Origin of the sequence: Marinomonas sp. BSi20584 (genome assembly GCF_002792415.1) — a bacterium.
In the GTDB taxonomy this organism is placed as follows: domain Bacteria; phylum Pseudomonadota; class Gammaproteobacteria; order Pseudomonadales; family Marinomonadaceae; genus Marinomonas; species Marinomonas polaris.
Genome location: NZ_KZ454899.1, coordinates 1 through 13,909 on the forward strand (window position 1 = coordinate 1; position 13,909 = coordinate 13,909).

The following is a 13,909-nucleotide window of genomic DNA, read 5'->3' on the forward strand; positions in this document are numbered from 1 at the left end:
ACCACAAAGGTAGAAACCGATGTCCGAAGGGGATGAGGCGTTGACTCACCGCCCCATCTTTCTTCTATTTGCCACAGGCATTCAGAAGTGAGCATCATCATCGTGTGCTGCAAAGGAATAAGTATAGGTCTACGTCCTGCCATTCCAAAGAATGTAGAGTTAACGTCATTTATTCCCATAAAAGCCCTAAAAGAGTATGACTCTTCTCCCAAGAGGCTTAGCTGCTTCGTAGTGCTAACTATGCCATTCAATTCGTTTGCGCCTGTTTCGTTCCGCATCGCGTCGGCGCGAATTTAAGACAAAGGCGAATGAATAACGCCTGCTTTCTCATGCCTTATATTTTGATCATTATTAACCGCATAAACTTGCTCATCTATTTTTATGAAGCAGAATGTTTTTGTTTAGAGAAAGAGGTCAGGAAGAAGTTATAGAAGTGATGTAATTAGCAAGTAGATATAGCGTTTGTTTAGTTCGTGTGTGAGATATTTTTTAATACCTAGTGACGGATATGCTAAATGATTGTGGGGATAAGCGTTATTGTTATGCACAATTTTTTATATTATATTTTTGATCCAAGTATTCTTTAATGCTATTTGTCGCTTGGATTGAAGTATTTTTTCATAACTTTTGATATTGTTCTGTTATTTGTTAAACGAAAAAAAACCAGAGTAGAGAACCTACACTGGTTTTATCTAACAATGATGAGTTGACTGCCTACTCGTTATTGTTATTTTGACTGGTGCTCAAAGCGTTATAGTGTGAGTGTGTTTCGTACTCGTCATCTTTCGCATAGATACGTTGCATATAAATACCTGCAATCGCAAGGAAAACCCCCGTTACTGCACTAATAAAGGCCAATGAGGCAAACCATACCAAAGCAACTAATCCAACAGTTGACTTAGGAACGTCAATCGCTTGCTCTTTATTACTGACGTAAGCCGCAAGACGATAGATTTGGTTTGAGTTAACCAAGCGGTTAATATCATTTTTCAGTAATGTTTGTTCTTGTTTAAGACCATAAATTTGATTATCAATGGCTCTCACTTCTATTTGAATTTCATCATATTGTGCTAGCTGAGAGTCTTTTTCGCTGGCTGATCGCGAAACTGTTCCATTACGGTTTTGAGCAGCTTGCTGAGCAACTTTATCGTAGTTGGTTCTATAGCTATCGCGTTTTTCTTCAAGCCCTTTTGTTTGAGATAAAATTTGCTCTTCTAAATAAGCCATGCGCTGACGCCCTAAATCGATACGCTTCTGATAATCTTGTCCGAGTACTTGTAGTTGATCCTGAAGCTGCTGTTCACTTTTGGTTTGTTTAGCAAGTGCATCATCGCCAATAGTCCGATCTGCTACTGTGTACAGACGATTTTCTTTTTCGGTGATTAGTTGGCGATATTTTTTCTCAACAGTTGGGCGTGTAAAGAAGTTAGCATCGTCCATTTCTTGCTGCATTTCTGCTTTAAGTTTGTCTAGCTCTCTTTGTAGTTTTTCTTTATCGTTTTCTGAACCTGCAACATAGCTATTTAATAAGCCGCGTAAGCGCTTTTGTAAGGCGCTTCTTTCTACATCCCAAGCGTCATAAATTTCACGTTCTTTTTGATTAAGCTCAGTAATTTCTGTTTGATAACCTCGAATTGCTTCGTTATCTGAGCTGAGCTTGGTAATTTGACGATTGATGTATTCTCGTTCTTTTTCTAAGGTTTGATAATATGCTGAGTTCGCATTTTGAATACTGTTTTGGTAATTATTATCTACTTCCAGAGGATCAATAATATCAATATCTTTTTTACGACGATTAAAATCATCGATTTTTCCTTGTAGTAATAAGGAGGCATTCTTTTTATCGTCGATGGCAATATTCAAACCAGAAAAGTTACGTTCAAAGCCATTGAGCATGGTTTCAAAGGTGATAGAGGCAAGCAGAACTAGGCCAATAAAGAAGAGGATGCGCCAAGAAGTATGCTTTGCATACATCATAGCTGTAGCCACAGGAATTTTAGAGGCTTCAACTACTGCTACTAGTACGAAAGGTAACGCCGCAACTAATATGCTGCTGTAGTCGCCAAAGTTGAGGGTTCTATCCATTTTATCAAGTTCAGCATAGACAGAAAATGATACGATGATGGAAATAAGAAAGCCGATGCTGACGGCGAGTATTTCCACAACCCAGGCAAATTTTACCAGCCTAACGCCGATATTAAAGAGTTTGTGATTTGAGAGTTTATTGTTTGATTCCATGGTTAGAAATGATTTCCCGTACAGTAAGCTGATTTTTACAAATTTAATCATGTGAGTGTTAGATATACATGACAAAAACTGTGACTGGATTCGAAATGTATTTAACTTTTGTTACTTTATGTAAGTCATTGCAGTGAACGAAATTTATGACACCTGATATTTTTATTAAACGACAATGCAAAGCCCGTACCGTTAAGCGTGAAGAAGTGATTCAATCTTTATGGAGTGGTTATGGCGCAGTGATTCGCTATTCATTGACGGGGAATGATTCTGTCTCTTTTGTTATTGCTAAGCACTGTTTGATACCTTTAGAGGTAGATCACCCTAAAGGCTGGCATTCTAATCATGGGCACCAACGTAAAGTTCGTTCATATGAAGTAGAACAGAATTGGTATCGAAATTGGGCGTCACGATGCCACATATCGGCTCGTGTCGCACTCTGTTATGGCGATTTTTATGATAAACATACTGGACAGCGATTAACCTTATTGGAAGATTTAGACGCTGCTGGTTATTCAGACCGATACAATGCCCATAATAGTGATTATTTAATCTCTTGTATTAACTGGTTAGCTGCGTTGCATGCAGGCTTTATTTACCAAACGCCTCCTTTAGAGTGGCCGCATGATTTATGGAAAAAGGGGACTTATTGGCACTTCGATACTCGACAAGAAGAATGGTCTGCAATGGCTGAGGGAGAATTGAAATCTTCTGCGGCTGAGCTTGCTAAATATCTTGATCAGGCTTGCTTTAAGACCCTAGTTCATGGCGATGCTAAAGTGGCTAATTTTTGCTTTTCTCCGCTTGATAATCAGGTTGCCGCTGTTGATTTTCAATATGCCGGTGGTGGTGTTGGCGTTCAAGACTTAGCGTATCTTTTAGGAAGTGCTTTGTCTGGATCTGAGTTGACTGAGAATATAGATTACTTGCTGGAGCATTATTTTTCGGAATTGGGGCGTGAACTAATGGCGCAAGGGGAATCACAGGCTTTTGCCCAAGAGGTTATTGAAGAGTGGCAATATCTGTTCCCTATCGCTTGGGCAGATTTTCATCGCTTTATTATGGGTTGGTCACCAACTCATCCTAAGAACACGCCTTTTAGCCAGAAAATCACCGAGCAAGCACTAAGTCAATTAAGACGATCTTAGCGCTCGATTGGTTTTCGCGGTGGCTTGTGCACTTATAGGATCTTCTGGCCAAGGATGTTTCGGATATCTCCCCCGCATTTCTTTACGTACTTCTGGGTAAGCTTCACGCCAAAAGAAAGCCAAATCTTGTGTTACCGCAAGCGGTCGCTGTCCCGGTGAGAGCAGTTCTATACGTACGATTTGATTGAGCACGGTTGGGCTATTTGTGTAGCCAAACATTTCTTGAAGTTTCACTCTTAGGGTTGGCTGTTGCTCACAGTAATCAATCGCATGACTCGACCCAGATGGCACAGTTATTCGAGCGGGCACTTTTCGATTAAGAAATTGCTGTAGGTTCCAATCTAATCTACTTAACAATATATCGTTTAGTGCGAGCTTGCTCATGGCTTGTTGATTGGTCACTTTGCCAAGATAAGGTCCGAGCCATTCTTCTAGCTCATTTAATAAGGCGTCGTCAGAACAATCTGGCCAGAGGTTTTGCTTATCGTGTATAAAGGCGAATTGCATACGCGCTCGTAGTTGATCACTGGATTCGTTCCAAGGTAGAACGGAAAGACCTTCTTGGCGAATATATTGGCAAATCGCTTGGCAGATGTCGGCTTCAGAAGGTTTGCTGAGCTTTTGCTTATCAATACAAAGTTTGCCTATCCAGCGTTGTGATTCACTTAATAAACGCGCGTCTTTTTTTGACCACGCGAGATGATTCTTAATACTAAGTAAGTCCGCAAAGTCTTGCGTTAGCATGGCGAGCTGAATTGGGTAAGCGAGGAAAATACGATCCTCTTCTTGACCATGATGGCCGCCGATATCCAGTGCAATAAGCCACTCACTTTGTGCGCAAGGATCAAGAGACGACAGGCTTGCCATTCGCCCATTCGCTAGTTTGTAACGCGTTTTGTCATGGTCTTGTTCAACGCGTTGAGCAATTCTATCCGCAAAAGCTCGAATCAGTAAAAAGGCGATATCGTTTTTATTATCTAATGAAGCTTGTTGAATACTGATCTGCTGACTGCGTCTGTGCCACTGTTGTCGAGCATTTAAATAGTTCTGTCTCGGGCGTTTGCTCTGCGCCTGATTGTGGCCTGCTAACCAATTTAATCGATCAGACAAATCGCTATGATAATTCGCAAACGGATCGCCTTCCGACAAAATAGTGCAGATAGCGCTGGCTGAATCGCTGTTGTGGTTTTGTTTGCCATCCAATAATAATCGAGCAAGTCTAGGTTCAATACCGAGGCTACTCATTTGCTCACCGAGTGCGCTTAATACTAAGAATGGCTGTGACGTTTGATTCTGTTCAAGAGCTTGCAAGTTGGTTAGCAAGTCGATCGATTGTTGCCAGTGGCTGTTCGGTGGCGGCGTAATCCAATCTAATTCAAGGCGTTCTTGTACGCCCCATTTTGCTAAATCCATCACCAAACTACTGAGGTCACTGATCTCTATCTGAGGCTGCGCCTGGAGTGCGAGCTGATGTTGCTGACCTTCACTCCACCAACGATAGCAAATGCCTTCCTCGGTACGTCCAGCTCGTCCCATGCGTTGAATAGTTTCTGCTTGTGTCGCTCGACGAGTGTGTAATCGTGTGGTGGCGGTACTGGCATCAAAGCGAGCTTCGCGACTTAGACCGCTGTCGATCACCACACGAATGCCATCAATGGTTAAGCTGGTTTGCGCGATAGCTGTGGCGAGTACGATTTTACGATTGGGTGCGATAGAGGGTTCAATCACCGCTTCTTGTTCTTTTAAGCTTAATTCTCCATACAAAGGCAAAATGCTTAAATGAGCTTCATGGCCTAAGCGTTGTTGAAGCTGGCTTGCCGCCTGACGAATTTCTTTTTGGCCTGGCAGGAAAACTAATAGGCTGCCAGACTCTTCGTAAAAGGCTTGGCAAGTGAGACGCACAACTTCGTCGGTGATTTGAAATGCCTTGAGTGATTTATTACTGTAATGCGTAGTGATAGGAAAGCTTCGACCTTGACTGGTGAGCGTCGGACAGCCAAGTCGTGTTTCGAGTGCTTCAGTATCTAGTGTCGCGGACATGACCAAGAGTTTGAGTGGGTCTTCGTCGCGATACAGTTCTCGTGCTTGTAGGCACAAGGCAAAGGCTAAATCCGAATGCAGGTTACGCTCGTGAAATTCATCAAAGATGACCAAGGCAATGTCATCTAAACTTGGATCGTCATGCAACATGCGGGTTAACACGCCTTCGGTGACAACCAGCACTTTCGTCTGTGGGCTTTCTTTTCCTTCATGGCGAATGCGATAACCAATGCGTTGTCCAAGCGGTTCTTTCAAAGTATCTGCAAGGCGCTTTGCCGCCGCTTTGGCTGCTAAGCGTCTTGGTTCTAACATGATGATCTTGCGACTTTTAAGCCAAACTTCTTCCATTAAGGCAATCGGCACTACCGTGGTTTTACCTGCACCGGGAGCGGCTTCTAATATCGCTTCGTGGTGATGCAATAGTTGGTGCTTTAGCTGAGGAATCAGTTGGTAAATTGGCAGTTCGCTGGACATAAGACGGCTCATTAATTCGCTGCGCTCATGATAACGTTTTTAGGCAGTTAGCGCAGTCTCACTTTAGGCCTGTCGATGGAGATATCGCTTTTGCATGTGGCAATGCAAGGTAGAAAGTAGCCATTCTGCTTTTCTTTTTCGTTTAAGCCGTGAGGTTGTCGATTGGCGTAATCAATTTCACCGGATAACAACGGCGTCAGACAAACACCGCAAACACCATTGGTGCATGCTTGCTTAATCGGGATACCTGCAGACACTAACGCAGTTAGCACGATTTCATCCTTCTCGACTAGAATGGACTGCTCAGGATCTACAAAAGCGAGATGGATCTGTTTCTTCTGAGGGATGAGTTTTTGCTGCACGAGAAGCTTTTCCTTTTGTTAATTGTCTATTAACTTTAACATGATATTAATAGCGCAATAATAGCCGCTTCTCTAGCTTGGTGTGCGTCTAATAACAACGATAATGGATCCCAACCCAGACAATGACAGAACAACATAAAAAGACCTTATTGGTAGTGGATGACGATCAAGATATTCGTCAGTTGCTTTGTGACGCCTTATCGCAAAAAGGTTACAAAGTACTGGAAGCAGAAAACGGTATCCAGATGTGGCTTCACCTTGAGGCGGAGCCCGTGGATTTGGTGCTGATGGATTTATATCTGCGCGAAGAAGATGGTTTGAATCTCGCTCGTGATATTCGAGAGCGTTTTGTGATGCCAATCATGATGTTAACCGGCAAAGGTGACGAAACAGATCGAATCTTAGGTCTAGAGTTAGCCGCAGACGATTACATGATGAAGCCGTTTAATTTACGTGAACTCACGGCGCGAATTCATGCTTTGTTGCGTCGTTCTTACCAAGTGCCACCAACGACGGGAAGTACGATTAATCAAGATCACGACTGTTTAAAATTTGGTAGCTGGACGTTGGATTTAACCGCGCGTCTTTTGCATGATCCAAACGGCAAGCTGGTGACCTTAACCTTGGGTGAGTTTTCTTTGTTGGAAGTGTTGGCTCGGCATCCAGATCGTATTTTTTCTCGTGAACAATTAATAGAGCAAAGCCGAGGCTTAGAAACCGAGGTGTTTGATCGAACCGTTGATGTATTGATTCTACGCCTAAGACGAAAGATAGAGGCGAACCCTAAAACGCCGGAGTTCATTAAAACGCAACGTGGACTCGGTTATTTTTTCCAAGGCCCAGTGCGGATTAATTAGATGCGCTTTACCAGTATCCGTCAAAAAGCTTCTTTGTCTATCTTAGCGATTAGCTTAGTGGCATTTTTTATGGTTGGTATCGGCTGGCAATCCATGCGAGTCAGTGAAGCCTCTTTGTCAGAATTCGAATCAGAAACCCTACCTGAAATCAGCACGTCTTTAACCTTAGCCGAAGGTGTTGCTCAGTTGGCCGCTATCGCGCCTTATACCGCAGGTTCTGGGCGTCCGTTTCAATTACAAACAGAATCTGAACGTATTCATCGACGTATTCTTGAACTTCGTGGTGTTGCAGACAGTTTGACGGATTCTGTTTTTCAACGTGATATCGACGAGCGATTAGACGATCTACAAACCACGCTTGAAGAGCTTGTTGCCTTGGTGCGAGAAGAGCTGTACTTGCGCGAAGACAGTTTGGCTCAGCAATTTCGTATTCGTCAGTTACCTCTTAATGATGATGCTGCCAGCGTAAACAGCCAGCAGGGTTTGGTCTGGTTATTGCAATTATTAGAATCGCCTAGTTTAGTGCCTGAAAGCATACTGAAAAACTTAAAGTTATCAGAGCAAAACGAGCAAGTTGCAAGCATTGCAGAAGACTTACTGATGGCACATCGACGTTTGAATCAAATCCAAGAGCGTAAAAATTACCTACTGATTTCTATTCGAGCTAAATCCGAGCAGCTGAGTAAACAAGTCAGTGATTTTGTGGGCGGATTGCAAAAGAAAGTGAGTCGTCAGCGACAAGCTGTGTCTTCGTTTGTTGCTCGTGGTCAAAACTGGATTATTGGTATATCCGTGTTTCTCTTGTTGGGTCTGACTCGTTTGTATTGGTATAGCCAGCGGATGACCAAAGATTTAGGTGTTGTTACTAACGATATGGAGCAGCTTTCCTTAGGTCGTGTTGATTCAAAACACACAGGAATACGTCGTAATGACGAAATAGGCACGTTAGCCGACACGTTCGAGGTATTCCGCCGTGATGCTTTAAGGCGTTTGGAAGTCACCGCCGAATTGTCGGAACAAAAACGCTTGCTTGAAACCATCTTCGATAACATGAATGATGGCCTGAGCGTGTTTTCCTCAAAAGGCACTCTGATTGCTTGGAACTCGGGTTATCAGAAATTGTTTGATTTATCGGATGATGATTTGAGTGTCGGCATGTCCATTGACCAAGTGCAAAACTTAATAAACCAAGGACAGCATAAAAACCTAAATCTAGAGAACCAGCAAGTTCATATGGAAGAAGTGAATGTCTCTCGTCATTTACGTTTTCAAAGTTTCGAGCGCCATTTTGATTCGGGAAAAATTATCGAGTTTCGTTCCAAGCCGATGCCTGAAGGTGGTTTTGTTACCTTATATACGGATTTAACTGAGCGTAAGAGTGTTGAAAGTCAGTTACGTCAGGCGCAAAAAATGGAGATGTTAGGGCAACTGACTGGTGGCGTTGCCCATGACTTTAATAATCTCTTGGCAGCGATCATGGGGAATCTACAAATGCTGTCTGACTCGCGTCCACAGACCACCGATCAAGCCCGTTACATAGAGCGAGCACTTGTTGTTTCGGAAAAAAGTAGCAACCTAGTGCAGCGTTTATTGGCTTTTAGTCGTCGTCAGCAGCTTTTCCCAGTGTCGATTGCAATAGATGACTTGATCGAAGGTATGCTGGATTTGGTCGAATACAGCGTTGGCTCGCATATTGTTGTCGAGAGTGATTTACAATGTCCTGATGTGGTGAGTCTGATTGATCCGTCCCAGCTAGAAAATGCCTTATTGAATTTATCCTTGAATAGCTCCAGTGCTATGCCTGACGGCGGCCGTTTAGCCTTTTCAACTAAGTTATGTACTTTGCCAGACAGTGAGGTTCCTGCGATTCGTATTCGAGTAGAAGATTCAGGCGAAGGTATTGACGATGAAGTGATTGGTCGCATTTTTGAGCCTTTCTTTACCACTAAACCAGTCGGCAAGGGCAGTGGTTTGGGTTTGAGTATGATTTATGGTTTTGTGAAACAAAGCGGAGGTGAAATCAAAGTGACCTCTGAAAAAGGCAAATGGACGCGTGTTTGCCTGTTCTTACCTCAACAAATTACATCGATTGATCTTTTAGCAGAAGATAAAAGGGTATTCGAAGAAAAAGCGAGCAAACAAGACATCATTCTTTTACCGGAGTTTAGTTTAGTGTGGTTGGTGGAAGATGATGAAGAAGTGTGTCGAGTGATGCGCGAGCAATTGGAAAAAATGGGCTTTATGGTTCAAACCTTTGATTGTGCCGAAGCTGTGATGAACGCATTAAGTAAGGCGATTGTTCCTGATGCCATTGTTTCGGATGTAAACCTAGCAGGAACCATGAATGGTGTTGAGCTGGCGCACAGCCTGAATTCCGATTCGTTTGGCTTTACCGGACCAATATTACTGATGTCTGGTTTGCCAAGAGACGAATTGAAACAAAAATATCAATTAAAAGATGACGATTTGTTTATTTCAAAACCTTTTACCATCAAGGAGTTAAGTGGAATATTTCAGATCGAATATTGAATTGTTACAAATATTACAAAAAAAGATTAAATGATGAAATTATTCATTAGTTTTTTATCTTCATAGTGTTTTATCAAAGCAGAGTCGGGGCTGGATCTGTTTTTGAATGGCATCGCTGCCAATAATAAAAACAAAAATTGGAGTTATAAAAACAATGAAATTCATGCATCTTATTCCGTACAAAAAATTGGCTTGTCTAGTTGCTGCTGGCACACTGTCAACCGTGGCTATGGCTGAAGCACCAATTATCGGTCTTATCACCAAAACTAATACCAACCCATTTTTCGTAAAAATGAAAGAAGGCGCACAGCAAAAAGCCACTGAGCTTGGTGTTGAATTGCGTACCTTCGCGGGTCGCTACGATGGCGACAACGAAACTCAGGTTCAAGCAATCGAAAATCTAATTGCCGCTGGTGCTAAAGGTATTCTTATTACACCTAGCGATACCGCAGCTATTGTACCCACTATTCAAAAAGCACGTGATGCAGGTTTGCTTGTTATCGCGTTAGATACCGCCCTTAGTCCTGCTAGTGCAGCAGACATGACATTTGCAACGGATAACTTTAAAGCCGGTGAAATGATTGGTATGTGGGCAAAAGCGAAAATGGGCGATAAAGCCAAAGACGCTAAAATTGCCATGTTAGATTTGAGCACAAGCCAAATTACTGTAGACGTTGCGCGTGACCAAGGTTTCTTGCAAGGTTTTGGTATCGATCTTAAAAATCCCAATCGCATGGGCGATGAAACAGACCCACGTATTGTTGGCAACGATGTGACTCAAGGTTCTGAAGAAGGCGGCCGTCGTGCGATGGAAAACCTACTTCAAAAAGATCCAGAAATTAACTTGGTTTATACCATTAACGAACCCGCTGCTGCTGGTGCGTATGAAGCATTGAAATCTTTCGGACTTGAAAAAGACGTATTGATCGTTTCTGTTGATGGTGGTTGCCCAGGTGTTCGTAATATCAAAGATGGCGTTATCGGCGCTACTTCTATGCAATTCCCTCTTAAAATGGCCTCTGAAGGTGTAACAGCGATTGTTGAGTTTGCTAAATCTGGCTCACGTCCTTCTGCGTCAAATGGTCTAGATTTCTTCGATACAGGCGTTCAGTTAATTACTGATGAACCAGTGAAAGGTGTTAACTCTGTTAGCTCTACAACTGGTTTAGCGATGTGTTGGGGCTAATCAATCTCTTGTGATAGATGGGTGTGAAGGTGCCCTTATTTGCCGTTAGCCGGGAGTTTGGCTAACGGCACTTTTTCTGTCTAGCGCAATGTTTCCTGTCTGGAGTAGTCTATGAGTTCTACCAACACAAAACCGTCCACAGCGGTACTTGATCACGATAAAGTCGCAGATCAGGCACAGTCTTATGTGGCACAATTTGAGCGCCGAGAAACCCCTTTGCAGCGCTTCAAGAAGTTTCTTCATCATTATCCAATTGCTGCGCCTTTGATTGTGTTGCTGTTGGCTGTTATCAGTTTTAGTGTCATTGTCGGTGACCGTTTTTTGCACCCATTTAATTTGTCATTAGTGCTACAGCAAGTGACTATTATTGGCGTGATTGGTGTAGCGCAGACATTGATTATCTTAACCGCAGGCATTGACTTGTCTGTAGGTGCCATTATGGTTCTGACCTCCGTTGTTATGGGGCGGATGGCGGTAAACCATGGTATTGATCCAAGTTTGTCGATTTTGATAGGTATCGGGGTTGGTGCTTTAGCCGGTTTTATTAATGGTTTATTGATAACGCGCTTAAAAATACCGCCTTTTATTGCAACTTTGGGTTCTTGGAATGTGTTCTTTGCGCTGAATCTTTGGTACTCAAAAAGTGAAACCATTCGCTCGCAGGACATCAGTAATATTGCGCCATTGTTGCAATGGACAGGCCAAACAATTGATTTCTTCGGGGCAAGACTGACTTATGGGTCCCTGTTGATGTTGGGGATTTTCTTTCTTATTTGGTACGCCCTAAATTGGACAGCATGGGGGCGTCATGTTTACGCCACGGGTGATGATCCAGAAGCAGCGAAATTAGCAGGCATTCGTACCACTCGTATTTTGATGTCTGTCTATGTCTTGGCTGGCGTGGTATGTGCTATCGGTGCATGGGTACTTATTGGTCGTATTGGTTCGGTCAGTCCACAAGCCGGCACTATGACAAACCTCGACAGTATTACTGCGGTGGTTATTGGTGGCTGTAGTCTATTTGGTGGGCGAGGTTCTATTTATGGGACGCTTATTGGCGCCTTGGTTGTTGGTGTCTTCCGAAATGGTTTAGCGCTTGCTGGTGTTGATGTGCTATGGCAAGAGTTTACTGTCGGTATTTTGATTATTTCGGCTGTGGGCATTGATCAGTGGATTCGAAGAGGGACAGCATAATGACTGCACAATACGATAAAACTCCAGTGTTACAAACAAAGAATTTGGTCAAACGCTATGGCAGTGTGACAGCCATTGATCATGCTGACTTTGAACTCTACCCAGGTGAAATATTAGCGGTGATTGGTGATAACGGTGCAGGTAAATCATCTTTGATCAAAGCCTTGTCTGGCGCTTTGATTCCAGACGAAGGCGAAATTTTATTAGATGGCAAACCTGTGCATTTCTCTTCACCAATGGAAGCTCGCGCATTAGGCATCGAAACCGTTTATCAAAATTTAGCGGTATCACCAGCATTAAACATTGCGGACAATTTATTCTTGGGAAGAGAGCTGCGTAAGCCAGGTATTTTGGGTTCGGTGTTCCGCATGCTTGATAAGAAAGAAATGGAGCGCCGCGCTAAGGATAAAATGACCGAGCTGGGCTTAATGACTATTCAAAATATCAGCCAAGCGGTTGAGTCACTTTCGGGTGGTCAGCGTCAGGGTGTAGCGGTTGCTCGTTCTGCCTTGTTTGGTAGCAAAGTGGTGATAATGGATGAGCCAACCGCAGCGCTTGGTGTAAAAGAATCGCGTCGAGTGTTGAACTTGATCAAAGAGGTTCGTGATCGCGGATTACCAATTATCTTGATTAGCCATAACATGCCGCATGTGTTTGAAGTCGCGGATCGTATCCACATCCATCGTTTGGGTAAGCGAGCGGCGATTGTCACGCCTCAGTCTCATACTATGTCCGATGCCGTTGCCATTATGACAGGTGCGATGGAAGTTAGTGAGTCAGAGGAAGAAGCGGCCTAAGATAAAAGCCCAGTCGCTATTTTTATCTGCCGTCAGGTAGGGCAAAATAGCGGCCTTTCATCAGGGGAAACAAAATGAGCCTAATTAAACAGTCAATATCGCGTTTTTATAAAGTGCGACAGCTTTGGAAGGGCTATCGCCTGATGCCAAGCCTATTGGCGGTTTCTATTGTCGCTGTTTCACTTTCCCCTTTGGCTTCACAATCCTCAGAGCCTCAGCCACTTAAATCGATTGGTATTAGTGTTGCTGATTTGGGCAATCCTTACTTTGTCCAGCTCGTGGACACGGTTTCATCAAAAGCGGAAGAGCTGGCGGGTGAGCCAGTAAAAATGCTTATTCGTTCAGATGCGTATGATTGGCAACGCCAAATAGGTCAAATCAATGACTTTATTGAGCAAAAAGTTGATTTGATCATATTAACCGCAGCGGACGAATATAAGGTCGCTGCCGTCGTCGCAAAAGCTCAACGAGCTGGTATTAAAGTGATCGCGGTGGATGTGAATGCCCAAGGTGCAGACGCGACTATTACGACAGATAATGTACAGGCTGGCGCTATAGCATGTGAAAAATTGGCGGAGAAAATTGGCTACCAAGGTGACTTTGTCATTATTAATGGCGTCTTAGTATCGTCTGTTATTGAGCGAGTCGCTGGTTGTAAATCCGCATTAAATAAATACCCAGATATCACGCTGTTAAGCGATCGAATGAACGGTACAGGCAGCGTAGAGGGCGGAATGGAAGCCATGACGTATTTAATGGAAGAATACCATCACATCGATGCTGTATTTACTATTAATGATCCAACAGCATTTGGTGCTTTGCGTGCTGCTCAACAAGCGAATCGTAATGAATTCGTATTGGCGTCGATTGACGGTGCGCCATTTGCTGCCGAGCTTATTAAGCAAAAGGGTAACCCTTGGATTGCTACGGCTGTCCAGCGTCCTATTCCAATGGCGGAAAAAGCCATCGAAATTGGTATGGATCTATTAAAAGGTAAAGACGTTACTCAGCGTTTTATTTTGATTCCTTCAACGTTAATTGAGAAAAACTAATCTCTATTCCATCTTGGTCTTTTATTACAAGG

General features: G+C 43.2%; 11 protein-coding genes. 7 read left to right on the forward strand and 4 right to left on the reverse strand.

The features are described from left to right. Both TY87_RS22840 and TY87_RS20815 read right to left on the reverse strand, forming a co-directional pair. A partial coding sequence (locus tag TY87_RS22840) for a hypothetical protein (protein ID WP_232617201.1) occupies positions 1 to 278 on the reverse strand: 278 nt, incomplete at its 3' end. Positions 279 to 714: 436 nt separating this feature from the next. Further along, positions 715 to 2,238 carry an AAA family ATPase gene (locus TY87_RS20815; RefSeq protein ID WP_100188521.1) on the reverse strand — a complete coding sequence of 508 codons (1,524 nt, stop codon included), beginning with the start codon at positions 2,236 to 2,238 and terminating at the stop codon, positions 715 to 717. Positions 2,239 to 2,384: 146 nt separating this feature from the next. On the opposite strand from TY87_RS20815, the gene TY87_RS20820 reads away from it, so the two are divergent. After that, positions 2,385 to 3,386, forward strand: coding sequence for an aminoglycoside phosphotransferase family protein (locus TY87_RS20820; protein ID WP_100188522.1), 1,002 nt, complete (start codon positions 2,385 to 2,387; stop codon positions 3,384 to 3,386). Here the strand turns inward: TY87_RS20820 and hrpB are convergent. Beyond that, on the reverse strand, positions 3,372 to 5,900 hold the full coding sequence (hrpB, locus tag TY87_RS20825) for an ATP-dependent helicase HrpB (RefSeq protein ID WP_100188523.1): 2,529 nt from the start codon (positions 5,898 to 5,900) through the stop codon (positions 3,372 to 3,374). The two genes, TY87_RS20820 and hrpB, sit on opposite strands and share 15 nt — an antisense overlap. Before the next feature lie 47 nt (positions 5,901 to 5,947). Further along, positions 5,948 to 6,262 (reverse strand): 2Fe-2S iron-sulfur cluster-binding protein, encoded by a 315-nt coding sequence (locus tag TY87_RS20830; protein WP_232617202.1) that lies wholly within the window; start codon positions 6,260 to 6,262, stop codon positions 5,948 to 5,950. Positions 6,263 to 6,384: 122 nt separating this feature from the next. On the opposite strand from TY87_RS20830, the gene TY87_RS20835 reads away from it, so the two are divergent. From TY87_RS20835 to TY87_RS20860, 6 genes are all read left to right on the forward strand, one after another. Further along, the gene (locus TY87_RS20835; RefSeq protein WP_100188524.1) at positions 6,385 to 7,119 is read left to right on the forward strand and encodes a response regulator; all 735 of its coding nucleotides are present in this window, start codon (positions 6,385 to 6,387) and stop codon (positions 7,117 to 7,119) included. Beyond that, positions 7,120 to 9,648 (forward strand): PAS-domain containing protein, encoded by a 2,529-nt coding sequence (locus TY87_RS20840; RefSeq protein ID WP_100188525.1) that lies wholly within the window; start codon positions 7,120 to 7,122, stop codon positions 9,646 to 9,648. A 154-nt stretch (positions 9,649 to 9,802) separates the two neighbouring features. After that, positions 9,803 to 10,834, forward strand: coding sequence for a sugar ABC transporter substrate-binding protein (locus TY87_RS20845; RefSeq protein WP_100188526.1), 1,032 nt, complete (start codon positions 9,803 to 9,805; stop codon positions 10,832 to 10,834). A gap of 111 nt (positions 10,835 to 10,945) precedes the next feature. Beyond that, positions 10,946 to 12,028, forward strand: a complete 1,083-nt coding sequence (locus TY87_RS20850) for an ABC transporter permease (protein WP_100188527.1) — start codon at positions 10,946 to 10,948, stop codon at positions 12,026 to 12,028. Further along, positions 12,028 to 12,825, forward strand: coding sequence for an ATP-binding cassette domain-containing protein (locus tag TY87_RS20855; protein ID WP_072842030.1), 798 nt, complete (start codon positions 12,028 to 12,030; stop codon positions 12,823 to 12,825). Before TY87_RS20850 ends, TY87_RS20855 begins: the two co-directional genes overlap by 1 nt. Positions 12,826 to 12,899: 74 nt before the next feature. Continuing rightward, positions 12,900 to 13,877, forward strand: coding sequence for a substrate-binding domain-containing protein (locus TY87_RS20860; protein WP_100188528.1), 978 nt, complete (start codon positions 12,900 to 12,902; stop codon positions 13,875 to 13,877). Positions 13,878 to 13,909 lie beyond the last annotated feature (32 nt).